Origin of the sequence: Bradyrhizobium sp. B124, assembly GCF_038967635.1 — a bacterium.
Classification (GTDB): Bacteria; Pseudomonadota; Alphaproteobacteria; order Rhizobiales; family Xanthobacteraceae; genus Bradyrhizobium.
Map to the genome: position 1 here is coordinate 7,070,128 of NZ_CP152413.1, position 22,575 is coordinate 7,092,702.

Below are 22,575 nucleotides of genomic sequence, written 5' to 3' on the forward strand. Positions count from 1 at the left end.
CATCCGATCGCATTCCCCGCAAATGATGGCCTCGTCGCATCAGGCTCACGACGCTTTAGCGGCGCGCCTTTGCATGAACAAGACACGGCGGCCGGTCGCGCGTGGCGCGGAACCGGCGAGCCGAATTCGTGCTTCTTGGTCGCCGCCAGCGCCTCCGGCGTTCACGCATCGCGCCTCGAATTGCTCCAGCGCAGGCGCCGCCGGATGCCGTGCGCCGCCGCTTGCATGCCACCGGCATGGTCAAGCCATCGGATGATGTTACCGCTGGCATGCCGGCTGGTTATGCCGTACGCATCGGCTGGCTTCGGGAGCGGCAGCCCTGCACGCAAGTCATCGCACTTTCCCGGCAACCGCCTTTCGCTTCGGAATTGAAACGCGCGCCGGTCGAAAGCGGCGGTTTTTTCTGACCATCGTCACTTGCACCGTCCGGTCCGATTCGCGTATGAGGCGCATCCTTCCTTTTCTGCAACTTTTCCATTGATCGAAGGCGCCCCGCCGATGTCCAACGCCACCCTCGACGCCAACAAGGCGCTGGTGCTCGCGCATTACGACGCCGTGACCAATCGGCTCGATCCCGATGCGATCCGCGCGCAGCTGGCGTCCGACTTCTTCGACCATGCCGCCGGCAAGCGGATGAGCGCGGAGGAGGTGATCGCGCATGCGACGGCCATGCACGAGACCTTTGCCGATCTGTCGGCGGTGGCGGAATGCCTGGTGGCCGAGCGCGACATCGTCGCCGGCCGCTTCGTCTGGCGCGGCCGGCACCGCAGCCCGTGGCGCGGCATTGCCCCGACCGGCCGCCATGTCGAATTCCGCGGCATGACGTTCTGGCGGATTTACGACGGCAAGATCTCCGAGCGCTGGGCGGAGATCGACTTCGTCGATCTGGAGCGGCAGCTCAAGGACTGAGCTTCCACCGCAATCCCTTTGTGCTGTTCCGATACACCGTGGCGCTTTCGACCGCCGCGGGCCGCCGATCGGTGTCTTCCGCGCGCCAGGATTTCGTGCTCCGGTTGTCTTGACCAAAGGTTGTTATTGGATGAGAATGATCTTTTGAATTGTTCGACGATATTTGGAAACGAGCATGGATATCGATTATTCCAAGACCTGTTTTGTGATCATGCTGCTGGAGCCGATGCTGTCCTGAAATAAATTTGCGCGTTGCTCGAGGATATTTGCGATGGCCATATTGGAAACGATTGCGAACCGCCAGGCGCAGTGGTCAGAGACCGCAAACCAGCTTAAATCGACCATCGACCGGGCGCGCTGGTCGGTGTTCGGGCTGTCGTCGCTCGGTGCGGTCCTGGCCGCGGTGGCCAGCCAGCTGCCGGACAACACGACGGCGCCGCGCACCACGGTTGCGATCGCAGGCGCCGTGAGCCTTGCCATCGCGACCTTCTTCACCCAGCGGCTGCTCGGCGCCGATCGTATCTCGTCCTGGGTGCGTGCGCGCGCGATCTCGGAGCGTCTGAAGCGGGAGGCCTATCGCTTTGCCGCCAGCGCAGCCCCCTATGACGACGCAGCCAAGGCGGACGCCTTGCTTGACGATGAGGGTCGAAAGATCGAGGCCGATGGCGAGGACCTGCTGCCGCAGCTGGTCCAGGCCGCGGGGCAGGGGTCGCTGCCCCGCCAGGGCCTGCAACAGCAGCAATACATCACGCAGCGCGTGCAGGGGCACATCGGCTGGTTCACGAAGCGGGCCGCCCGCTATCAGGTCATTGCATCGCGCCTGCGGCACGTCGAATTCGCGCTCGCCGCACTGGCAACCCTGCTTACCGCGGTTGCCGGCGTGGAAGCCAAGCCTGTGATAGCCGGTGTTCCGTTCGACATGGTCGCCTTCACGGCCGTGCTGACCACGCTCGGCGGTGCCGTGCTCGCCCATGTCGAAGCTTCGCGCTACGATTTCCTGGTCACCACCTATCGTGCCACGGCGCGGCGGCTCGAGGACTGCACCAATCGGCCGCGCTCGTCATGGTCGGACTTCGTCAACGAATGCGAGAACATCCTCGCGACCGAGAACATGTCCTGGATCGCCAAGTTCACCGGCAAGCCCGGGGCGACGTCGAGCCCGTGAGAGGTCAAGTGGCGGTGCCGACGCTTTGACTGCTTCGTTTGCTCCGTGGCATGATCGGCCATTCGAAGCAGGAGGGATTGTTGCATGCTGAGGTGTCGTTTGGCGGTTGTGTTCGGCGCCTTGCTGCTTGCCACCCCCTCTTATGCCGCCCGCTGCGGCGGCAGTTTCCCGACCTTCGTCCAGTCGTTCTCGCAGGAGGCGGCCGCGGCTGGCATCCAGCAGGACGTGATCGCGCAGGCGCTTGGCGGCGTGCAGCAGGATGGCGGGGTGCTCGCCTTCGACCGGCGGCAGCGCTACACCTTCAACAAGACCTTTGAGCAGTATGTCGCGACCCGTGTCGGCTCCGGGCGCATCAATGGCGGCCGCGCCATGTTGCAGCGGCATGCCGCGCTGCTCTCGAAGATCGAGCAGCAATACGGCGTGCCGCGCCAGATCCTGGTCGCGATCTGGGGACTGGAGACCGATTTCGGCAAGGGCGACATGGGCAAGCTGCCGGTGTTCCGCGTGCTCACCACGCTGGCGCATGATTGCCGCCGCACCGAGCTGTTCCAGGGCGAGCTGCTTGCCGCGCTCAAGATCCTGCAGCGCGGCGACCTCAGGCTCAACGACATGATCGGCGCCTATGCCGGCGAGATCGGCCAGACGCAATTCCTGCCGTCGTCCTACATCAAGTATGGCGTCGATTTCGACGGCGACGGCCATGTCGATCTGCGCCACTCGGTGCCGGACGTGCTGGCCTCGACCGCGAACCTGCTGCATACGAGCGGCTTCAAGATGGGCGCGCCCTACGGCGAAGGCAGCGCCAATTTCGAGGCGATGCGCGAGTGGAACAGGGCGGTGATCTATCGCAAGACCATCGGGTACTTTGCCGATCAGCTCATTGGGCGGTGAGGGCTCTTGCAGGGCGGATTAGCGTAGCGTAATCCGCCGCCATCCCACGCGCGATCGGCGGATTACGCCTTCGGCTAATCCGCCCTACGTTCTGACCGCTTGATGCGGAGCCCCCATGGAAACGATCGGCAGCCAAAAAATCTGGTCGTTCTTCGACCGCCGTGGCTGCCAGATCGCGAAGAACGCGGCGGTGCGGGAGGGGCCGGGCCATCGCGTCGCCTCCTATCTCGAGCTCGCGACCAAGATCGCCGAGCTGCAATTCCTCAACCGCGACCATGTGCTGCTGTTTCGCGGCCAGGGCGCCGACTTCAGGAACGTCAAGCGCAACTCGTCGCTGAAGCCGACGCTGTTCCGCGCCGGCCGTGGCAATCCGGACCGCGAGACGCTGGCGGCGCGGTTCGCGGCGCTGGCCCGCGCCGAGCAGATCCTGATTGCGGACTACGCGAAAGCAAAGCTGCTCGGGCTGGAGCGGCTGAAGCGGCATCGCATCCTGCGCTGGTCGATCCTGCAGCATTACGAGGTCTGCACCACGCCGCTGCTCGACGTCACCCATTCGATCCGGATCGCCGCGTCGTTCGCTTCGCTGGCGGAGACCGGCACCGCCTTCCTCTATGTGCTCGGTGTGCCGAACCTCAGCGGCGCGATCACCGCGAGCGCCGAGGCCGGCCTGCAGATCGTGCGGCTCTCCAGCGTCTGCCCGCCGGCGGCGGTGCGGCCGCATATCCAGGAGGGTTATCTGCTCGGCGAATATCCTGAAGTATCCGGCACCGACGAGAGGGAAAACTATTTCCCCTACGAGATGGATTTCGGCCGGCGGCTGGTCGCAAAATTCTCGTTCGCGCCGGCCTCGTTCTGGAAGAACGACAATTTTCCGCAGGTGACGCGAAGCGCGCTCTATCCGTCGGAGCGGAGCGATCCGCTGTTCCAGCTGGCGCTTGGGGTGAAGAAGCAGTTGGGGTGATCCGGTTTCGCAGGGCGGATTGCGCCGAGCTTGTTCTCAATCACAGCTGTCATCGCCCGGCTCGACCGGGCGATCCAGTCCGCCGCGGCCCTTCGATTCACGCACAGACGCCTCTGGAATACTGGATCGCCCGCTTTCGCGGGCGATGACACCCGATTACCCCGCGACGCCGCACATTCAACCGGCCCTCGCCGCCTCGCGCGCCAGCCGCCGCGCCGCCGTCTTCTCCATCAGCCGCTGCATCACCTTCCAGTAAGTCGCAGGACGGAAGCGTTGCAGCAGGTCCATGAAGCGGGCGTCCTTGCCGATCAGGATGCGCGGCTGGTTCTTCTCGATGCCGGCGATGATGCGCTGCGCGGCTGTGGTCGGCGTGGTCCTGGCCAGCGCGTCGAAACGCTCGATCGCTTCGGAGCGGCGGGCATTGTCAGTGATGCCGGTGCCGGTGCGTGAGTTGCGCGCGATGTTGGTGGCGACGCCGCCGGGATGCACGACGGAGAGCCGCACCGGGCTATTCGCCACCGCAAGCTCGTGGCGCAGGCTCTCCGAGAAGCCGCGCACCGCGAACTTGGCCGCGCAGTAAGCGCTCTGGCCGGGCGGCGCGAGGATGCCGAAGATCGAGGAGATGTTGACGATATGCGCCTCGCGCTGCCGCGAAAGCAGCGGCAGGAAGGCGCGGCTGCCGTGCACTACGGCCCAGAAATTGATGTTGAACAGCCACTCCATCTGCGCCTGCTCGATCTCGTCGAACTGGCCGAGCAGCGCGACGCCGGCATTGTTGACGACGATGTTGAGCCCGGGATGGGCGGCGCCGGCGGCCTCGGCAAACGCCGTGATCTGCCCGGGCTCGCTGACATCGAGGCGATGCACCGTGACCTTGCGCGGGCTCGCCTTGGCGATCTCGGCGGCGGCGGCCTGCAGGCCGGCCTCGTCGCGGTCGGCGATCGCCAGATCGCAACCGCGCAGCGCCAGTTCATGCGCGAGCGCGCGGCCGATGCCGCTGGCGGCCCCGGTTACGGCGGCGGCAGATCCAGAGATCGCGGTCATGTCAGGTCAGCTCCATCTCAACGAGGGGTGGCGGGAGCCGTGAGGAACACGGCCGGTTTCCCCAATTTTCTCAGATTGGAACCGAACTATCCAGCGCCCAGGTGTTTGACCTTCGTCACACTTCTCAAACCGAGGCATTCAATCCAAGGGAGGCCCAGCCATGGGACAATCGAGACCCTGTCGTGCGAAGGCCCTGGTTGTCGAAGACGACCCGATGCAGCGCGAGATGATCGAATTGCTGCTTGCGGAGAGCGAGTTCGAGGTCATCTCCTGCGAGAGCGCGGAGGCCGCAGAATTGGTGCTGCGGAGCAACGGCGACAGCGTCGTGCTGATGTTGACCGATGTCGAGCTGGCCGGAAACATGACCGGCGTCGAGCTCGCCTATGTCGCGAAGAAATACAGCCCCGATCTCGATGTGATCGTGACCTCCGGCAAGCCGCTGCGGCAGCGCCTGCCTGACGGCACCCTGTTCTGGCCCAAGCCCTGGGCGCCGCTGGACGTCATCCGCGTCGCCGAGATGAAGGCGTCGGAGCTGTCGGGTCGCGGGTCGCGCAGGTCCTGACACGGCAGGGGCTCGCGTAACTGAGCTGTCAGCGCGGCCGAAACGCGGACCGCCGGCGGCTGCTTCCGCCGGCCCGGGCACGGCTTCCGCCGACCCGGGCACCGTGATATTGGCGGCTTATGCCCCGCCCGTGGTCGGCCATCGGATTGGTCTGGTTCACGCTCGCGACCGCAATGGCGGGCGCGGCCGCGGTGCCTGCCGCGGCGGAGACGTTGGTCAATTTCCCCTCGCTCGATGGGACGACTGACCTGATCGGTCATCTCGACCGTCGCGAGGGCGACGCGCCGCGGCCGGCGGTGGTGCTGATGCACGGCTGCTCCGGTCTCAACGACAACAAGGGCCGTATGTTCGGCCTCTATCGCGCCTGGGCGCGGGCGCTGGCGGTGCAGGGCTATGTCACGCTGATCGTCGACAGCGCGACGCCGCGCGGGTTCGGCCAGACCTGCTCGAGCGGCCCCGACAGACTCCGGATGTGGCGCGAGCGGCCGAAGGATGCCTACGGCGCGCTGCAGTATTTGCAGGCGCAGCCGTTCGTGAGGCCCGATCGGATCGCGCTGATGGGGTGGTCGCAGGGCGGCGGGGTGGCGCTGCTTTCCATCAATGACAAGAGCATCGGGCGGCCGGCCGCGCTGGCGCAGGATTTCGCCGTCGCGGTGTCGTTCTATCCCGGCGCCTGCGCCGAGATCTACCAATCGAGGCCCTTTACCAATGTGGAGCCGAACAGCTGGACCACCAGGGTGCCGCTGCTGGTGCTGATCGGCGAGGCCGACGTCTGGACGCCGTTCAAGCCCTGCGATGCCTTCATCGCGGCGGCCAAGGCGCGCGGCAACCCGGTCCAGCTGAAGAGCTATCCCGGCGCGGTGCACGCCTTCGACGCGCCCAATCTGCCGCGCACCGAGCTGCCGGCCTATACGATGCGGGACAGCGCCATTCCCGTGATCGGGACCGATCCCGAAGCGCGCAAGGATGCATTTCCGCGCGTGCTGGACTATCTGAAGCAGCATCTGCAATGACGCGCCCCCAATGGACGTGCCCCATGACGTGCTCCCCTCCGAGGATTTGAAATGACCTGGTCCTTCCTGCTGACCACCCTGATCGTGGTCGCCTCGCCCGGCACCGGCGTGCTTTATACCCTGGCGGTGGCGCTGACCCGGGGCTCTCGCGCGAGCGTGGCGGCGGCGTTCGGCTGCACGCTCGGGATCGTGCCGCAGATGATCGCGGCGATGCTCGGCCTTGCCGCCATCCTGCACACCAGCGCCATGGCGTTTGCGGCGCTGAAATGGGGCGGCGTGGTCTATCTGCTCTATATGGCCTGGCAGGCGCTGCGCGAGCGCGGCGCGCTCGCCGTCGACACCGAGATCAAGCCGCGCTCGAGCGGGCGGGTGATCGTGACCGCCATCCTGATCAACATCCTCAATCCAAAGCTGTCGATCTTCTTCCTGGCCTTCCTGCCGCAGTTCATCGCCGTCGACGAACCCCACCCGCTGGCGCGGATGGTCGAACTTAGCGGTGTGTTCATGGCGATGACCTTTGCGGTGTTCGCGGTCTACGGGCTGTTCGCGGCGTCGGTGCGCGACCGCGTCATCACCCGGCCGAAAGTGATGGCCTGGCTGCGGCGAAGCTTTGCCGCGGGCTTTGCCCTGCTCGGCGCCAAGCTCGCCTTCGCGGAGCGCTGACGTCGCATTCCTTCGCGCCTTGCGGCAGGCAATAAAAAAGCAGGCCTTGCGCCTGCTGCCTTGCGTCCCTGCCTGGATGGTCCGGATCGGGTGCCCGGGCAGGGCAGGAGCCGCTACCCGGGCGAGAAAATTGGTTACTTCTTGGCGGCCTTCTTCTTGGTGGCCTTTTTCGCCTTCGCCTTCTTCGCCTTCTTCGCTTTCTTAGCCATAGTATCCTCTCAGGGTTTAATGGATTGAACGCGACTCCGAGGCATGCTTGGCGGAGGGCCAGCCTCGCAACATCCTCAGTATCAAACTCAGCAGATTCGGAGGCTGCTGCCGCGTGCTGTCACTGCGCTGTCATCGTGTTATCCACAGCTGTTACGTGTTTTCGCCAGTTTTTCGCCAGTGCGCGCGCGTCACGCGTCGCGGCGGCGTCGCATCCGTCATGCTTAACGACGCGCAAACGGCCGGTGCGCGGATCTTCATCAATTCAAAACCACAGCGCGGATTGGCGCGTGGCGGGTGAGAGTCCGTTAAGCGGCGCGGCCGCATCCTGTCCCGCAAGGCAACGGGGATTGCCATTGGGAGAAACGCCCCAGGGGCGGACGGTCATTTCAGGAGAGGCGAGGCCGATACGGGTCTCGAACAGGGGCGATGTTGAGCGTTCCGACGCTTTGGACGGTATTCGTTATCAATTTTCTCGCGCTCGGCCTGATCTGGGCCTATGTCGCGCGCAGCTATCCAGCTTTCGGTGCGGCGCGGTTCTGGACCGCGTCCACCTTCGTCGCGTCCGCCGGCGCCGCCTGCGCGATGCTCCGCGTCATGATGACGGACTCGCTGCTGCCGCTGCTTGCGGCAGGGACGCTGATGGTGTTCGCCGCCGGCCTTGCCGCGATGGGCATCGAGCGCTTCTACGGCAAGCCGGTCGGCTGGCGCAGCACCGCGCTGTCCACCGCATTCGCCTGCGTCGGCCTCGGCGTCTTCATCTTTGCCTACGACAGCATGCCGATGCGCATCCTGGTCTACACCATAGCCCAGGTCACGCCGCTTGCGTTGACGCTGAAGCTGCTGCTGTCGCCCGAGAACGGCCGCGTCAACCCCGGCGCGCGGCTTGCCGGCATCGTCGCCTCCGTGCTGATCGGCATTTATGGGCTGCGCCTCGTCGGCGCCTTGCTGCAGCCCGGCGAGTTCTCCTTCGTTCGCTTCAACGCGGGCCAATCGCTGGTGATCCTGCTGATGATATTCCTGTCGATGGCGCTCAATTTCGGCTTCCTGCTGATGGCGATCGACCGGCTGCGCAACGAGGTCGCCGACCTCGCGCTGCTCGACGATCTCACCGGCGTTGGCAACCGCCGCCATCTGTTGCAGCGGCTGACCGAGGAATGCGCGCGCTCCGAGCGCAACGGCGAGGCCTTCGCGCTGCTGGTGATCGACCTCGACGGCTTCAAGGGCATCAACGACACCCATGGCCACGCCGCCGGCGACGCCTGCCTGCAGCACTTCACGCTGATGGCGCAGACAAGGCTCCGCCCGGGCGATATGCTGGCCCGCACCGGCGGCGACGAGTTCTGCATCGTGCTGCCGTCCTCGACGCTGCGCGAGGGCGCGATGATTGCCCGCCGCGTGCTGGAAGTCTGCCGCGCCGACGCCGAGCAGTGTACCGGCAACGACATTCCGATCGCGGTCTCGATCGGCGTCGCGCAATGGACCCGCGAGATCGGCCAGCATCCCGACCGCCTGGTCGCCGCCGCCGACCATGCGCTCTACGACGCCAAGAAGGGCGGCAAGAACGGCTATGCGACCTATGAGCCGAAGCTGCCGCCCGAGATGGTCGATGTGCTGGAGGCGACCCTGCGCAAGCGCGCCTGAGCATGCTAACGAGGGGCGATACTGGATACTTCCGCGATGACGCCTCGCCTGCTCACCATACTCCTTGCGCTCGTGCTGTCCTCCGCCGTATCAGCCGAAACCGATCTTGCAGCGATCGCGCGATCGCAGGGCACGCCCGAGATTCCCGGGTTGAAGATGGTGTGGCTGTCGCCTTGGGGCGATGTCGCCAAATCCCACCCGTGGCGCAACATCATCGTGCACCAGACCGAAGGCCCGGCCGGCTCGGCACGAAATGGGGCCGCCGAGCAGCACAAGAACCCGACCCGCCGCGGCGTGATGGTCTGGGTTGAGACCGACGGCACGGTCTATTGGGCGGTCGCCGACAATCTGATCCCAACCCATACCGACGGTGCCGACCGCAACGACAACAAGTACATCAACAACAGCAAGACCTATCGGCAGGTGAACAAGGACACCTCGATCGGCGTCGAGTTCGCCGGCAACTATCCCGACGTCACCAAGGGACCGACCGATGCGCAGATCGCCGCCTGGCGCGTTCTGGTGAAGCTGCTGCGCGCGCGTTACGGCATCCCGCTGGAGCGGGTCTATGCGCACAACTGGATCGACTTCAAGGACGCCCGCTATTGCGAAGGCTGCGCGCTCGCGACCATGGCGCGAGAGTGGGGTGAGTAGGGCGGGTAGTCGTCATGCTTGGACGAGGACGCTCGGCCCAGCAGACAGCTGTCATCGCCCGGCTTGACGCCGCCGCGTACCGGGTTCCCCGCTTTCGCTGAGCCTTTCCAGAACCAGCGCCGGCGTTAACGACGCTTGGCGATTTCCGGCCTGAACGAAATCGCTTCGAAGCTTGTTAAAATTTGCTGGGTACCTGTTCGAAGCACAGGGATCGGGGGAAGACATGGCAAAGCGGGCCAAACGTAGGAAGACTGAAGCGCTCGCGCTACCGGTGGCGGGAAGAGTTGCAATTGGCGCCGTGGCGGCTGTCGCATTGGGGTACGGCTTGCTGTGGCGGCCGGCGAGCGTTCAACCGATACGGAAGCAAGCCGCGCACCAGGTCCCGGCGCCATCTAGTCCTACGCCGTCGACTCCCGCACCATCGACTCCTATTCACGTATCGGCGCCAGTGCAGGCACCAGCGCCAGCTCCGGTTCCAATTCCGGTTCCAGCGCCCGCGCCCCGGATCGAAACACCAAAAGCCGCTGACGCTCCCGGAAGATTTGTTCGGCAGGTGGTTGATTACGCCAGCCACCAGACGCCGGGCACCGTCGTCATCGATACCGGAAACACATTCCTTTATCTTGTTCTGAACGACGGGCAGGCGATGCGCTACGGCATCGGCGTTGGCCGCGAAGGTTTCACATGGTCCGGTGAACAGACCGTGGCCCGCAAGACAGAATGGCCGGACTGGCGTCCGCCGGCAGAGATGATTTCGCGCCAGCCTTATCTGCCGCGGTTCATGGCAGGGGGCCCCGGCAATCCGCTCGGCGCCCGGGCGATGTATCTGGGCGATACCGAATATCGAATTCACGGCACCAACAAGCCCGATACGATCGGGAAGCGGGTTTCGTCCGGCTGTATCCGGCTGACCAATGAGGACGTCGTGGACCTCTACGATCGGGTGAAGGTCGGAGCGAAGGTGATCGTGCTTCCGGCACAAGCTGCCCCCATCCTGGCCGAAAAATGAAACGTTCGGCTCTCCGGCTTGGACTGGAAGTCCCCCGGTTCGGTCGCTATGAGCGGCTTTTGACCCGCCGCCGACATTCGTTGCTCTATCGCGTTCGATCAGGCTATGGGTGGTCATCGAACTTGGCGGCGCTCGATGCTTCGATGGTTTTGGATTTGTACCGCGATACTGTGCGCTTTGGCTTCCCCTGCGTGGTCGGCAGGGTCGTCCGTGCCGTTTGCCGACGGTGGCTACATTCCGGACTTCTTGAAGATCGTTCGTCAATACAACGCGAGCGGCGATGAATTTCGCATCGAAGGGATTTGCAAATCAGCTTGCACGCTGTTCCTTGGCATCCGGAATGTCTGTGTTCAGCGCGATGCTCAACTGATGTTTCACGCTGGCCACGACCTCGCGGAAAACCGTACCGGTCCCGATACGCTTGCGAGCCGTGCGCTACTTTCCCAGTATGACGAAGGATTGCGGCGCTATCTGCTCGAAGGCCATCATATGGATAGCGATGCATTCCATATGCTGGAAGGTCACGTGCTGATTGAGCGCTTCGGCTATCGGGAGTGTCCACCGAGCGAGGGGACGCCCTCAACCCGATAGGCAGAGCGGGCATGCCTGCGGCTGCTTCTGGCCCTTGGCCGACATGGCCAGGAGCGCATCGGGCGAGCGGCGAGGGTGGGCCGAAGCACGCCTGAATCCGCCCACGGCTCCCCACTTTCGTCAATTTTGATCGCCATGTCAGATGTGGAATTTTTGCCGAAGCGTGGCGATCGCAGCCACGTGATCAATGTTTTCATTCCAAATGATTTGCAGGACGGGTTATGAAGAACGCAACACTGTTTGCCCTTGGTTTGTTGGCGGCGGGAGTTTGGTCACAAGACGGCGCGCGATGTCAGACCTCGCTTTCTCCTCCGCTTTCGATTGCGCCGCCGCCGTCGAATGAGGGAACGGCATCTACGGCCGCAACCAACAGCGTCTGGCCATCGCCGGCGACCGCCAAGAATTCGGCGCCCCGTGCCGCTAAAGATTTGCCGCCACGCCCGACTGCCCCACGATCTGCCACTGTCGAGCACACGCCGTTAGAGCCCGACAGCGTTTCGCAGGCACAAGTGATCGACAGGTCGCGGCCGTCGGCTAGACCTGTCCCCGATTACGATGGTTTTAGCGTCGGCATCGAGGACGACACGTCAAGCCGGCCGACGCGACCCGCCAAGTCGCACCGGGCAAAGCATCCCGCGCTCGATCAAGAAGCTGATCGAGTCTCTGACCACCAACCGGTCGATCCCGGCGACGATGACAAGCTAAAGAGCAAGCTTACGATTTGCCGCGGCTGCAAGTAACAGGTGACACTCCGGGCGGACGTTTTGATCGGCCCTTCATTCTTCTGGAAGTCTTGCGGAGCGAGAACTATCGCCCGCAGCAGATTTCTGAAGCTGCCACCGGGCGTCGCCTGTTGACCCAAAGGAGATCCGTTGATTCCTCGATAGGGAACAAGTTGCCAAGAAACCACAGCTATCGAAGGGAATGCCAGCTGATCGCATTTCTCGTGGCGACGCTCTCGCTCGCGGCCTATTAGTGAGGGACTGCAATTTATGATTTTGAGTCGAGCATTTTGGTTCTGACGTACTGATTGATCACGGCGGGAAATGGCGGTGGAGCCATTCCTAGAGCTGCGGGGCAAATCGCGAAATGAATTTTAGCGATCAAGCGCAATCCAATCGTTCGAATCCTGCGCATTCCATACCGGTACCCTCCGTCGATCAAACGAGTGGGAGCCGTTGCATCGAGACGCGCTTTGGATTCAAGGCAACCGATCTGATCGTGTACCCGGCTCACGGCGTCGGGCAGATTGTCGCGATCGAGGAACAGGCGGTGGCAGGAGCTCAGCTTGAGTTCTTTGTCGTCTATTTTGCGAAAAGCAAAATGACGCTGCGAGTTCCGACAAGAAAGGCGGCAAGTGTCGGGATGCGTGAGCTTTCCGATCCGGCGGCCATCCAGCAAGCGCGAAGTATCCTGAGTCAAGCGCCTCGCAGAGCGCGTGGTAATTGGTCCCGGCTTGCTCAGGAATATGAGAGCAAGATCAAGTCGGGAGATATTCTCGCCATCGCAGAGGCGATGCGCGATCTCTATCGGCCGGAGTTCAATTCCAGCCAAAGCTACAGCGAACGACAGCTCTATACGGCTGCGCTCGAACGCCTTTCGGGAGAGGTTGCCGTTGTCGACGGCGTCACCGAAGAAGCGGCCGTCAGAGAGCTTGAAAGTCTGATGATGACTACGGCAAGGCGAGGCGCTTAGAGCAGTCTGTGGAGATCGGGACGCTTCTGGCGAATCCTGCGAGACGGTCCGCCGGGGCTTGGGAGTGCGCTGGAGCTTAGCGGCGAGGCGGCTCATGGCTCTGCGATACTTCCGGCGTGCACGCGCTCCTCACACGAGACAAGCTTCGCGATGCTGATCGCTTCTCACTTGTCGAGCCTTGTCTCGGCCGGGTCCATCTTGCCGCGCACCGGTTACGACCAGGGCACAACGCCGCCCGCTTAAAATACACACGGGCAGCGTTGGCTCTAGCCCCAGGATGTAAAGTGCAAAATCCTGACGAATAGAAAACTGCGTTGTCCTGCAAACGTTGCTTACCCAGAAGGGGTAGCGGGGCGATCGTGAGATGCGACCAGTGCTGCCTTCGAAGCGCCAGCGCGCCAGCACCACCTGCATGTCAGCATTTGCCCCCTAGCCGACATGGCCAAGAGCGCGGCAGGATGCCGGGTATCGCTGCGCGCCACCCATCCTGCAGACAAAAACAAAAAAGCCGGCGTTGCCGCCGGCTTTCGTGTCTGTGGCTTGCCGCCGCGCGATCAGTGCGCGGCTTCGAGTGCGGCTTCCTGCCGGGCGATCGTGCCCTTGACGGCCGACTGCACCTTCTCGAACGCGCGGACCTCGATCTGCCGCACGCGCTCGCGCGACACGCCGAACTCGGCGGCGAGGTCTTCCAGCGTCATCGGCTCATCGGCCAGACGCCGCGCCTCGAAGATGCGGCGTTCGCGCGGGTTGAGCACGCCGATCGCACCGTTCAGGGCCTGGCGGCGATGATCGAATTCCTCGCTCTCGGCCATCAAGGCTTCGGCGTTGGGCGAGTTGTCGACCAGCCAGTCCTGCCATTCGCCGGCTTCGCCGTCGTCGCGGATCGGGGCGTTGAGCGACGCGTCGCCACCGAGGCGGCGATTCATGTCGACCACGTCCTGATCGGTCACGCCGAGGCGCTTGGCAATCAACTTCACCTGGTCGGGGTGGAGATCACCCTCTTCCAGAGCGGAGATCTTGCTCTTCGCCTTGCGCAGGTTGAAGAACAGCTTCTTCTGGTTCGCGGTGGTGCCCATCTTCACGAGCGACCAGGAACGCAGAATGTACTCTTGTATTGACGCCTTGATCCACCACATGGCGTATGTGGCGAGACGGAAGCCCTTCTCGGGCTCGAATCGCTTCACCGCCTGCATCAGGCCGACATTGCCTTCCGAGACGACCTCGGAAATCGGCAAGCCGTAGCCGCGATAGCCCATGGCGATCTTGGCCACGAGCCTGAGATGGCTGGTGACAAGCTTATGCGCCGCGTCGCGATCGTCATGCTCGCGCCAACGCTTAGCGAGCATGTACTCCTGCTGGGGCTCCAGCATGGGGAACTTGCGGATCTCGGCGAGGTAACGTGAAAGGCCGGATTCTCCATTGAGGACCGGCAACGTAGCTGTACGGGCCATTACTTGCGCCCTCCAGTGGTTCAGGCCCCCGATAGCGGCGGGCCCGGCAGGTGGCCGCTGGGTTAAAGCCGGCCAGGCTGCGATGTTCCGCGTTGGATATTCAACGCAGGTGCAACATACACCAAACTGTCCGTGATAGGGAAGGATTGCTGACGTCACGTCCCCGTGTGGCAGGTATAACCTGTTGTCATAACGGAGCTTTTCCGGGAGGGGTGCGTCATACCGCCGCTGCCAGCGCCCGCTGCAGGAGAAGCAAATCCTCCGGCAAGGCCGACTCCCAGTGTAAAAGTTCCCCGGTGCGGGGGTGTTCCAAAGTCAGCAGATAGGCGTGCAGGGCCTGCCGGTCGAGCGCGGTAAGTGCGTGCTTACCTTCCACACTCAGCTGTCCGGCCTTGGTCTTGAAGTGGGCGCCGTAAACGCTGTCGCCCATCAGGGGATGGCCGAGATGGGCGAGGTGGACCCGGATCTGATGGGTCCGCCCGGTCTCGAGCCGGCAGGCCAAGAGCGAGGCGACCGCCTTGCCGTCGCGGCCGGCAAAACTCTCTCGCACCTCGAAATGGGTGATCGCCTCGCGGCCGCCCTGGCGCACGGCCATCTTCTCGCGGGCATGCGGGTGGCGGTCGATCGGCGCGTCGATGGTGCCGTGGGGCCGGTTCGGCACGCCCCAGGCGAACGCCATGTAGCCGCGCTCCATCGGGCCGGTGCGGCCGTGGTCGGCGAATTGCGCGGTCAGCGACTGATGCGCCTGGTCGTTCTTGGCAATCACCATCAGCCCCGTGGTATCCTTGTCGAGGCGGTGCACGATGCCCGGCCGCTTGACCCCGCCGATACCCGACAGGCTCGAGCCGCAATGCGCGATCAGCGCGTTGACGAGCGTTCCCGTAGCATGGCCGGCCGCGGGATGCACGACGAGGCCCCTCGGCTTGTTGATGACGATGATGTCGTCGTCCTCGAACACGATATCGAGCGCGATGTCCTCGCCCTGAGGCTCGGCGGGCACGGCCTCCGGCACGTCGATTATGATCGTATCGCCCTTGGCGACATGATAAGCGGGGTCGCGCACGATGGCGTCCTTGACGGCCACGGAACCGGCGAGGATCAGCGCCTTCAGCCGGGACCGCGACAGCTCCGGCGTGCGCTGTGCGAGCACGCGGTCAAGCCGGGCCGAGCCCTCGTCGCCTGCGACGATGACCTCCAGCTTCCGACCGCCATTCGAAGAAACCTGATTCAAATCGACCTGTTGCAAAGATAGAGCCTTGTGATGACCGACACCGCTGTGACCGAACCGACCCCCGACCAGGCCGCGCTGATCGCGCGGGTGCGGCGCATGATGCTGATCGCGGGCCTGACCTCGGCCTTGGCCGTGGCCGTCGTGTTGATTGCCATCGGCTACCGCCTTTATCGCAGCGAGGGAAGCCCCGTTTCCGTCTCCGACGTCACTGCTGCGCTGCCGAAGGGCGCCCGTATCGTCGCAACCGGCGTCGCCGGCGAACGGCTGGTCCTCACGCTCGATATAGGCGGTGCAACAGAGATCCGCACATTTGATGCAAAGACACTGAAACCTGTCGGCAGGCTGAGCTTCGTCAACGAGCCCTGATCGAAGCAATCGCGAAGCGGTGCGGTCGATCAACCAAAAGCTGCAGCGTATTTTTTGCGCATGCGTTCGCGCATCGAGAATGTGTGCCGCCATCTTTTCGGCTGAGTTGCACGCTCAGCTTGCGCCATGTCGGAGTCCAACCCCAGCGCTTCCGTCGAACAGAGAGTTGAATCCGATGCATCGGGTTCGTTCGCGGACCCGACGCGTCGCGCGGTGTTGACCGCGCTTGCGGGCTGCGCCTGTCTCGCCGCGATCGAACCCGCAGCCGCCGACGATGAAGACCAGCCCGGCGCCAGTGAGCGACCGCAAAAAGCCGACGTGCTGGTGCGCGCCGAAGGCGACAAGGCCGGCCAGGTCATCAAGTCGGATGATCTGAAACTCGGCGGACCGCCCATTCGCGCCTGGCCGCAGGACCCGAAGACCTCGGTCGTCCGCAAGGGCTCGCGGCTCAACGAGGTCGTGATCGTCAAGCTCGATCCGAGCGAACTCGACGATGCCACGCGCGCCCGCGCGCCTGACGGCATCGTCTGCTACTCGGTCATCTGCACGCATGCCGGATGTCCGATCACTGCCTGGTTGAAGGAAGAGCAGGGCGACAAGAACGTTCTGAAATGCCTCTGTCACAACTCCGAATACGATCCGCGGCAGAATGCGCAGGTCGTGTTCGGGCCGGCGCCACGTCGCCTCGCGGCATTGCCGCTGACGGTTGCCGACGGCGCGATCACGGTCGCAGCGCCATTCGTCGGGAAGGTGGGTGCTCAGCAAGGAGGATGAGGCCACACCGGGATTTCTGCATGACCTAAACTGAAAAAATCAAAACAGAGCAGGGAGGTAGCATCTCATGACAAGCAAGCAGTGGTTACTGTCGAGTTGTGTCGCATTCACATGCCTCATTTCGACCTATGCCGTCGCGGGGCCGATCGAAAACTACAGTTCGGTGACCTCAGCGCGTCTCGAAAATCCCGAACCCGGCAACTGGATGCTGTATCGCCGCACCTATGACGGACAGGGGTACAGTCCGCTCAACCAGATCAACACCTCCAACGTCAAGGACCTCAAGCCGGTCTGGACTTTTTCGACCGGCGTCATCGAGGGCCATGAGGCGCCGCCGATCGTCAACAATGGCGTGATGTTCGCCGCGACCCCGATGGGGCAGGTGATCGCGCTCAACGCCAAGACCGGCGAGGAATACTGGCGTTACAAGCGGCAGCTTCCCGACGATCTGTTCCAGTTGCATCCGACCAGCCGTGGCGTCGGCCTGTGGCAGGACAAGGTCTACTTCGCTACCACCGACGACCATGTCGTCGCGCTCGACGCCAAGACCGGCAAGGTGGTCTGGGACACCAAGGTCCAGGACTACACGAAGGGTCAATATCTGACGCTGATGCCGCTGGTGGTCGACGGCAAGGTGATCGTCGGCGGCTCCGGCGGTGAGTTTGGCGTGCGCGGCTATGTCGTCGCCTATGATGCCGAGAGCGGCAAAGAGCTCTGGCGCACCTTCACCATCCCCGGCGAAGGCGAGCCCGGGCACGAGACCTGGAGCGGCGACGACTGGAAGTCGGGCGGTGGATCGGCCTGGATGACCGGCACCTACGACAAGGACAACAAGACGATCCTTTGGGGCGTCGGCAACGCTGCGCCGTGGCCGGGCTCGGCTCACGCCGGCGACAACCTCTACACCAGCTCGGTGATCGGCCTCGATCCCGAGACGGGCAAGATCAAGAAGCACTTCCAGTATCACCAGAACGATTCCTGGGACTGGGACGAGGTCGATGCGCCGATGCTGGTCGACCTGCAGCGTGACGGACGCTCGTTCAAGAGCCTGATCCACCCGGGACGCGACGCGATCTTCTGGGTGCTCGAGAACAAGCCCGACAAGATCAACTACGTGTCCGGCTGGCCGTTCGTGAAGACCAATGTCTGGAAGGGCATCGAGGCCGAGACCGGCCGGCCGATCGTCGATCCCGAGCACAAGCCGGTGATCGGCAAGCGGGTCGAGTTCTGCCCGTCGCTGTGGGGCGGCAAGGATTGGCCGTCGGCGGCGTACAGCCAGAGCACCAAGCTCGTCTACGTTCCCGCCAACGAGAACTTCTGCGGCGGCTTCACGGGCGAGAAGCAGCCCTTGGTTCCCGGCCAACTCTGGCTCGGCACCAAGCCGGAGGACATCGGGCTAACGCCGGCACCGAACGCCGATCATTTCGGCGAGTTGCAGGCGTGGGATCCGGCCACCGGCAAGAAGGTCTGGCAGCACGACTTCAAGACTTCGCAGCTGTTCGGCTCGGTGACGGCGACCGCGGGCGACCTGGTTCTCGCTGGCGGCACCAATGACCGGATGTTCCGCATCTTCAACGCCAAGACCGGCGAGCTGTTGTGGGAGCAGAAGACCAACTCCGGCATCATGGCGATGCCGATGTCCTATGAGGTCGACGGGACGCAGTACATCGCGGTCCAGTCGGGCTGGGGCGTCGACGCGCAGCGCATCCAGGACGCGCTCGCCGGCAAGGTTGCGGGCTTCGAGAACAACGTCCCGCAAGGCGGCGTGATCTGGGTGTTCGCGCTCGACAAGAAGTAGGGCGCACGATCAGAGCTTCGGTTCCATTGAAGCAGAACCGAAGCTTTAGAAAACGCGCCAACCGATAGGGGGCGATGCGATCGGGAAGCGGCGGTTGGGGAGACCGCCGCTTCCCGGTCCGCCTTGGCTTTCAGCATGATCCTTCCGGATCATGCGCTATTTGCCCTTGGTGTCGACCTTCTGCTTCTCGTCCTCGTTCATCTTCTTGATCGTGGGATCACGGGTGGCCTCGCCTGTGGTTTGGCCCGTGGTCGAAGGTGGGCCGCTGCTCGGAACCGAGGTCTGGTCGGGCAGCACTTTCGCTGGACGCGTCGCGGTCGTGCTCGGCGGCGAGGCGGTCTGCGCAAACGCTGCCTGAGTCGCAAAAAGCAAGACGCCCGCGGACAAGATCGCCGCGGGCGTCTGGAATTTTCGAGGTGGGGTTCTCATCGATCTGCTCCTCTAAAGCGCGATCTAGAGCGTTTCATTTTTTGATGGAAGCGTATCCGGCATTAACGAAGTAGTTGCTGCATTCGCCGGGCAGAACGCTTCTGACAATGTGGCCGATGTGGTCGCAAGCGTCGTCGATCGTGCGTTTCTGTGCGATGCGCATCCAGTGCTTGATCTTGGCGAAGACTTGCTCGATCGGGTTGAGGTCGGGTGAGTACGGTGGCAGGTACCACAGCCTTGCGCCGGCTTTCCGGATCATCTTGCGGACGGTCGGCGACTTGTGGCTACCAAGATTATCCATGACGACGATGTCGCCCGGTTTGAGCACTTTGACGAGTTGCTGTTCGACATAGGCGCGGAAGCTTTCGCCGTTGATCGGTCCGTCGAATACGCAAGGCGCAGTGAGCTGGTCGGAGCGTAGGGCACCGAGGAAGGTCAGAGTTCGCCAGTGACCGTGCGGCGCAAAGCCGCGCAACCGCTCGCCCTTGGATCCCCAGCCGCGCAGCGGGGCCATGTTGGTCTTGATCCAGGTCTCGTCGATGAACACCAGGCGGTTTGGATCGAGGCGATCCTGCAAGCTGCGCCAGCGCTGCCGCCGCCGCGCGACGTCGGCGCGGCCCTGCTCAAGGGCGAACAGTGTTTTTTTTGAAGCTGAGACCTTCGCGTCGCAGGAAGGTCCATACCGCATGGTGCGAGACTTTCACGCCTCGCGCGGCAAGTTCGTCCTTCAGCCCGTGCAGCGTTAGATGTGGCGTCTGCCTGATCCGCTCCACGATGAACGCTCGATGCGGTTCCAGAACCGGCTTACGGTGACCGCCCATCTTGCCCGGCGCCACCGAACCCGTCGCGCGATAGCGCTGCCGCCACTTCACGACGGACGACACTGCAACATCGAACCGGGCCGCCACAGCATGGCAACTCTCGCCGGATTCCACCGCTTTTACGGCTCGCTCACGCAGATCATTCGAAAGAGGTCGGACCATCCGATACTGGCCTCCGATCCAGCCAGCATCTTGAATCACAAACCGCCGCCCGACGGAATCCCTCCCGATTCAATTAATCGATGAACCGCTCTAGATCGCGCTTTAGCTGATTTGCTGGGGCATGATCTTCTCGGAAAACCGCTTCGCACTTTTCCGGATCATGCCTCGGATCGATGAGAACGGCCCGCTTCAGCTAACGTTCCTGTCTCACGTCTCCAGCTGCTTGCCGATCGGAAGGGCGCGGATGCGCTTTCCGGTGGCGGCAAAGATCGCGTTGCTCAGGGCCGGTGCGAACGGCGGCACGCCGGGTTCGCCGACGCCGCTGGGCGGGGTGTCCGCCCCAGGCGGCACGATGTAGACGTTGGTGATCACAGGCGACTCGTCGATCCGGATCACCGGGAAGTCGTCGAAATTGCTCTGCTGCACCTTGCCGTCCTTGAAGCTGATCTCGCCATATTTGGCGAGGCTCAGCCCCATGATCGCAGCGCCTTCGATCTGCGAGGCGATCCGCTCCGGGTTGACGTAAGTGCCGCAATCGATCGCGGTGTCGACCCGCGGCACCGTGAGCTTGCCCTTGTCGTCGATCGCCACCTCGACGATGGTCGCGATGTAGCTGACGAAGGAACGATGCACGGCGATGCCGAGACCATGGCCTTTCGGCACGGTACGGCCCCACTCGCCCTTCTCGGCGACCAGTTCGACCACCTTGCGCAGCCGCGCGGTGTCGATCGGATAGCTGTCATAGGGCTCGCCGTAGTTCCAGGGATCCTTCACCGAGGACAGGTTGACGATCCGCGGGCTTCCGATCAGCTCCAGCAGCATCTCCTTCTGGTCGCGACCCGTCGCATGCGCGATTTCCCCGACCATGGATTGCACAGCGAAGGCGCGCGGGATGTTGGAGACCGAGCGGAACCAGCCGATCCGCGTGAACGCGGCCGCTTCCGGATTCTCGCACTGCAGATTGGCGATCTCGAACGGGTTGTCGATCAGGCCCATGCCGAGCTCGAACGGCGCTTCGTGGTTGGCGCCGGCGGCGAAGGTCGAGGCGATGGTCGGCGCCACGCTGCGGTGCCGCCACGCGATGACTTTGCCGCTCTTGTCGAGACCGGCCTCGATCCGTTCCACGGAGACGGTGTGCAGGAAGTCGTGATGCACATCGTCCTCACGGGTCCACTGCACCTTGACCGGCGCGCCGAGTTCCTTCGACAGCAATGCCGCCTCGAGCGCGAAGTCGCATTTCGACTTGCGGCCGAAGCCGCCGCCGAGCAGTGTCACGTTGACGGTGACATTGTCCTCGGGGATGCCGAGCGTCTTGGCGACATCCTCGCGGGTGCCGCCGGGGCTCTGCACCGGCGCCCAGATCTGGGCCTTGTCGCCCTTGACGTCGGCAACCGCGACCGGCGGCTCCATGCTGACATGGGCGAGATGCGGCAGATAATATTCGCCCACGATCACCTTGTCGGCGCTCTTCAGGGCCGCATCGACGTCGCCTTCCTTGCGCACCACGAGGCCGGGCTTGCGCGCGGCCTCTTCCAGTGAAGCACGATACGTGACGGAGTCGTACTTGCCGTTGGCGCCGTCATCCCAGACGATCTTCAGCGCGTCGCGGCCCTTGATCGCAGCACCGGTGTTGCGCGCGATCACGGCCACGCCGCCGAGCGGCTGGAACTTGGACGGCCAGGGCCAGCCCTTGACCTCCATCACCTTCTCGACGCCGGGCACTTTCATCGCCGCGCTGTCATCGAATGACTTGACCTTGCCGCCGGTGACCGACGGACGGGCAATGACAGCATATTTCAGGCCGGGCAGGCGGGTATCGGCGCCGTAATGCGCCTTGCCAGTCGTGATGTCGTGCAGGTCGACGATCGAGACCTGGCCCTTGCCGAGATAGCGGAAGTCCTTCGGGTCCTTGAGCTTGAGGCCTTCAACGCTCGGCACCGACTCCTTGGCGGCATCGCCGGCGAGATCGCCGAAGCCGATCTTGCGTCCACTTGAGCTGTGCACAACCTCATGGTTCTGCGCCTTCACCTCGGTCACCGGCACGCCCCATTTCTTGGCGGCGGCGGCTTCCAGCATTGAACGCGCGGAGGCGCCGATCTGGCGCATCGGGATCAGATAGTGCCGCGTGCTGCGCGACCCGTCGGTGTCCTGGTTGCCGAACTTGACCTCGTCGCCATGCGCCTGCTGGACATGGACGCGCGACCAGTCGGCCTCCATTTCCTCGGCGACGATCAAGGGCAGGCTGGTGCGGACGCCGGTGCCCATCTCGGCGCGGTGCGCCAGGATAGTGACGACGCCATCGGGGGCGATCGCGACGAACACGCGCGGGTCGACCACGACGCCGTGCGGCATCTTGCCGGCGCCGGTCTCATAGGCGAACGCCTGGCGCGTCATCACGGGCGCGGCGAGCACGAAAGAGCCGGCGATGCCGAGACCCTTGAGGATGCTGCGGCGCGAAAGGTTCTCGACCTTCACGTGCTTCTCGAAGCCGCGGAGCTTGCGAGAATTGGTCGGTATGTTGGTGCGGATGTTCAT

At 63.7% G+C, this 22,575-nt stretch carries 22 protein-coding genes; 16 read left to right on the forward strand and 6 right to left on the reverse strand.

What is annotated here, in order from left to right:
- Positions 1–128 precede the first annotated feature (128 nt).
- From AAFG13_RS33725 to AAFG13_RS33745, 5 genes are all read left to right on the forward strand, one after another.
- Positions 129–407, forward strand: a complete 279-nt coding sequence (locus tag AAFG13_RS33725) for a hypothetical protein (protein WP_212313294.1) — start codon at positions 129–131, stop codon at positions 405–407.
- Positions 408–498: 91 nt separating this feature from the next.
- A complete protein-coding gene (locus AAFG13_RS33730; RefSeq protein ID WP_342709449.1) occupies positions 499–909 on the forward strand; it encodes an ester cyclase in 411 nt (136 codons plus the stop codon).
- A 271-nt stretch (positions 910–1,180) separates the two neighbouring features.
- On the forward strand, positions 1,181–2,074 hold the full coding sequence (locus AAFG13_RS33735) for a DUF4231 domain-containing protein (RefSeq protein WP_212313290.1): 894 nt from the start codon (positions 1,181–1,183) through the stop codon (positions 2,072–2,074).
- A gap of 84 nt (positions 2,075–2,158) precedes the next feature.
- Entirely contained in the window at positions 2,159–2,965 is an 807-nt protein-coding gene (locus tag AAFG13_RS33740) for a lytic murein transglycosylase (protein ID WP_212313288.1), read from the forward strand.
- Positions 2,966–3,080: 115 nt separating this feature from the next.
- Complete coding sequence (locus AAFG13_RS33745; protein ID WP_342709451.1) at positions 3,081–3,926, forward strand: FRG domain-containing protein; 846 nt, start codon at positions 3,081–3,083, stop codon at positions 3,924–3,926.
- A gap of 177 nt (positions 3,927–4,103) precedes the next feature.
- Here the strand turns inward: AAFG13_RS33745 and AAFG13_RS33750 are convergent, their stop codons facing one another.
- On the reverse strand, positions 4,104–4,970 hold the full coding sequence (locus tag AAFG13_RS33750) for an SDR family oxidoreductase (protein WP_212313284.1): 867 nt from the start codon (positions 4,968–4,970) through the stop codon (positions 4,104–4,106).
- A gap of 160 nt (positions 4,971–5,130) precedes the next feature.
- Here AAFG13_RS33750 and AAFG13_RS33755 point away from each other — a divergent pair, with 160 nt between their 5' ends.
- From AAFG13_RS33755 to AAFG13_RS33790, 8 genes are all read left to right on the forward strand, one after another.
- Complete coding sequence (locus AAFG13_RS33755; RefSeq protein WP_212313282.1) at positions 5,131–5,532, forward strand: response regulator; 402 nt, start codon at positions 5,131–5,133, stop codon at positions 5,530–5,532.
- 119 nt (positions 5,533–5,651) lie between these two features.
- Positions 5,652–6,545 (forward strand): dienelactone hydrolase family protein, encoded by an 894-nt coding sequence (locus AAFG13_RS33760; protein WP_212313280.1) that lies wholly within the window; start codon positions 5,652–5,654, stop codon positions 6,543–6,545.
- A gap of 51 nt (positions 6,546–6,596) precedes the next feature.
- Positions 6,597–7,208 carry a LysE family translocator gene (locus AAFG13_RS33765; RefSeq protein WP_212313278.1) on the forward strand — a complete coding sequence of 204 codons (612 nt, stop codon included), beginning with the start codon at positions 6,597–6,599 and terminating at the stop codon, positions 7,206–7,208.
- A 636-nt stretch (positions 7,209–7,844) separates the two neighbouring features.
- Entirely contained in the window at positions 7,845–9,059 is a 1,215-nt protein-coding gene (locus AAFG13_RS33770; protein ID WP_342709452.1) for a GGDEF domain-containing protein, read from the forward strand.
- A 36-nt stretch (positions 9,060–9,095) separates the two neighbouring features.
- The gene (locus AAFG13_RS33775; RefSeq protein WP_342709453.1) at positions 9,096–9,713 is read left to right on the forward strand and encodes a peptidoglycan recognition family protein; all 618 of its coding nucleotides are present in this window, start codon (positions 9,096–9,098) and stop codon (positions 9,711–9,713) included.
- A 223-nt stretch (positions 9,714–9,936) separates the two neighbouring features.
- Positions 9,937–10,722, forward strand: coding sequence for a L,D-transpeptidase (locus AAFG13_RS33780; RefSeq protein WP_342709454.1), 786 nt, complete (start codon positions 9,937–9,939; stop codon positions 10,720–10,722).
- Positions 10,723–10,932: 210 nt separating this feature from the next.
- On the forward strand, positions 10,933–11,313 hold the full coding sequence (locus tag AAFG13_RS33785; RefSeq protein WP_212313261.1) for a hypothetical protein: 381 nt from the start codon (positions 10,933–10,935) through the stop codon (positions 11,311–11,313).
- Positions 11,314–12,402: 1,089 nt separating this feature from the next.
- The gene (locus tag AAFG13_RS33790) at positions 12,403–13,008 is read left to right on the forward strand and encodes a CarD family transcriptional regulator (RefSeq protein ID WP_212313257.1); all 606 of its coding nucleotides are present in this window, start codon (positions 12,403–12,405) and stop codon (positions 13,006–13,008) included.
- A 554-nt stretch (positions 13,009–13,562) separates the two neighbouring features.
- Here AAFG13_RS33790 and rpoH read toward each other — a convergent pair.
- Positions 13,563–14,459 (reverse strand): RNA polymerase sigma factor RpoH, encoded by an 897-nt coding sequence (gene rpoH / locus AAFG13_RS33795; protein WP_021077401.1) that lies wholly within the window; start codon positions 14,457–14,459, stop codon positions 13,563–13,565.
- A gap of 217 nt (positions 14,460–14,676) precedes the next feature.
- Positions 14,677–15,657, reverse strand: coding sequence for an RluA family pseudouridine synthase (locus AAFG13_RS33800; protein ID WP_342713448.1), 981 nt, complete (start codon positions 15,655–15,657; stop codon positions 14,677–14,679).
- Positions 15,658–15,720: 63 nt separating this feature from the next.
- On the opposite strand from AAFG13_RS33800, the gene AAFG13_RS33805 reads away from it, so the two are divergent.
- From AAFG13_RS33805 to AAFG13_RS33815, 3 genes are all read left to right on the forward strand, one after another.
- A complete protein-coding gene (locus AAFG13_RS33805; protein WP_050402671.1) occupies positions 15,721–16,056 on the forward strand; it encodes a hypothetical protein in 336 nt (111 codons plus the stop codon).
- Between the two features lie 126 nt (positions 16,057–16,182).
- Positions 16,183–16,830 carry a Rieske (2Fe-2S) protein gene (locus AAFG13_RS33810; RefSeq protein ID WP_342709456.1) on the forward strand — a complete coding sequence of 216 codons (648 nt, stop codon included), beginning with the start codon at positions 16,183–16,185 and terminating at the stop codon, positions 16,828–16,830.
- Positions 16,831–16,897: 67 nt separating this feature from the next.
- Positions 16,898–18,628 (forward strand): methanol/ethanol family PQQ-dependent dehydrogenase, encoded by a 1,731-nt coding sequence (locus AAFG13_RS33815; RefSeq protein WP_342709457.1) that lies wholly within the window; start codon positions 16,898–16,900, stop codon positions 18,626–18,628.
- A gap of 156 nt (positions 18,629–18,784) precedes the next feature.
- Here the strand turns inward: AAFG13_RS33815 and AAFG13_RS33820 are convergent, their stop codons facing one another.
- The 3 genes from AAFG13_RS33820 to AAFG13_RS33830 all read right to left on the reverse strand — a co-directional run bounded on the left by AAFG13_RS33820 (position 18,785) and on the right by AAFG13_RS33830 (position 22,575).
- Positions 18,785–19,057 carry a hypothetical protein gene (locus AAFG13_RS33820; RefSeq protein ID WP_212313249.1) on the reverse strand — a complete coding sequence of 91 codons (273 nt, stop codon included), beginning with the start codon at positions 19,055–19,057 and terminating at the stop codon, positions 18,785–18,787.
- A 34-nt stretch (positions 19,058–19,091) separates the two neighbouring features.
- Positions 19,092–20,040, reverse strand: a protein-coding gene (locus tag AAFG13_RS33825; protein ID WP_342709458.1) for an IS630 family transposase whose coding sequence is annotated in 2 segments (ribosomal slippage) — positions 19,092–19,703 and positions 19,705–20,040 — 948 coding nt in all. Because the reading frame shifts where the segments join, the coding sequence is not laid out codon by codon here.
- A 207-nt stretch (positions 20,041–20,247) separates the two neighbouring features.
- On the reverse strand, positions 20,248–22,575 hold the full coding sequence (locus tag AAFG13_RS33830) for a molybdopterin cofactor-binding domain-containing protein (RefSeq protein ID WP_342709459.1): 2,328 nt from the start codon (positions 22,573–22,575) through the stop codon (positions 20,248–20,250).

Excerpts from the sequence above, each read along its gene's own strand:
- AAFG13_RS33815 (WP_342709457.1), top strand. The coding sequence starts at position 16,898 with ATGACAAGCAAGCAGTGGTTACTGTCGAGTTGTGTCGCATTCACATGC.
- rpoH (WP_021077401.1), bottom strand. The coding sequence starts at position 14,459 with ATGGCCCGTACAGCTACGTTGCCGGTCCTCAATGGAGAATCCGGCCTT.
- AAFG13_RS33780 (WP_342709454.1), top strand. The coding sequence starts at position 9,937 with ATGGCAAAGCGGGCCAAACGTAGGAAGACTGAAGCGCTCGCGCTACCG.
- AAFG13_RS33830 (WP_342709459.1), bottom strand. The coding sequence starts at position 22,575 with ATGAACATCCGCACCAACATACCGACCAATTCTCGCAAGCTCCGCGGC.
- AAFG13_RS33740 (WP_212313288.1), top strand. The coding sequence starts at position 2,159 with ATGCTGAGGTGTCGTTTGGCGGTTGTGTTCGGCGCCTTGCTGCTTGCC.
- AAFG13_RS33750 (WP_212313284.1), bottom strand. The coding sequence starts at position 4,970 with ATGACCGCGATCTCTGGATCTGCCGCCGCCGTAACCGGGGCCGCCAGC.
- AAFG13_RS33760 (WP_212313280.1), top strand. The coding sequence starts at position 5,652 with ATGCCCCGCCCGTGGTCGGCCATCGGATTGGTCTGGTTCACGCTCGCG.
- AAFG13_RS33770 (WP_342709452.1), top strand. The coding sequence starts at position 7,845 with ATGTTGAGCGTTCCGACGCTTTGGACGGTATTCGTTATCAATTTTCTC.
- AAFG13_RS33735 (WP_212313290.1), top strand. The coding sequence starts at position 1,181 with ATGGCCATATTGGAAACGATTGCGAACCGCCAGGCGCAGTGGTCAGAG.
- AAFG13_RS33775 (WP_342709453.1), top strand. The coding sequence starts at position 9,096 with ATGACGCCTCGCCTGCTCACCATACTCCTTGCGCTCGTGCTGTCCTCC.
- AAFG13_RS33810 (WP_342709456.1), top strand. The coding sequence starts at position 16,183 with ATGTCGGAGTCCAACCCCAGCGCTTCCGTCGAACAGAGAGTTGAATCC.
- AAFG13_RS33765 (WP_212313278.1), top strand. The coding sequence starts at position 6,597 with ATGACCTGGTCCTTCCTGCTGACCACCCTGATCGTGGTCGCCTCGCCC.
- AAFG13_RS33805 (WP_050402671.1), top strand. The coding sequence starts at position 15,721 with ATGACCGACACCGCTGTGACCGAACCGACCCCCGACCAGGCCGCGCTG.
- AAFG13_RS33820 (WP_212313249.1), bottom strand. The coding sequence starts at position 19,057 with ATGAGAACCCCACCTCGAAAATTCCAGACGCCCGCGGCGATCTTGTCC.
- AAFG13_RS33745 (WP_342709451.1), top strand. The coding sequence starts at position 3,081 with ATGGAAACGATCGGCAGCCAAAAAATCTGGTCGTTCTTCGACCGCCGT.
- AAFG13_RS33790 (WP_212313257.1), top strand. The coding sequence starts at position 12,403 with ATGAATTTTAGCGATCAAGCGCAATCCAATCGTTCGAATCCTGCGCAT.
- AAFG13_RS33730 (WP_342709449.1), top strand. The coding sequence starts at position 499 with ATGTCCAACGCCACCCTCGACGCCAACAAGGCGCTGGTGCTCGCGCAT.
- AAFG13_RS33755 (WP_212313282.1), top strand. The coding sequence starts at position 5,131 with ATGGGACAATCGAGACCCTGTCGTGCGAAGGCCCTGGTTGTCGAAGAC.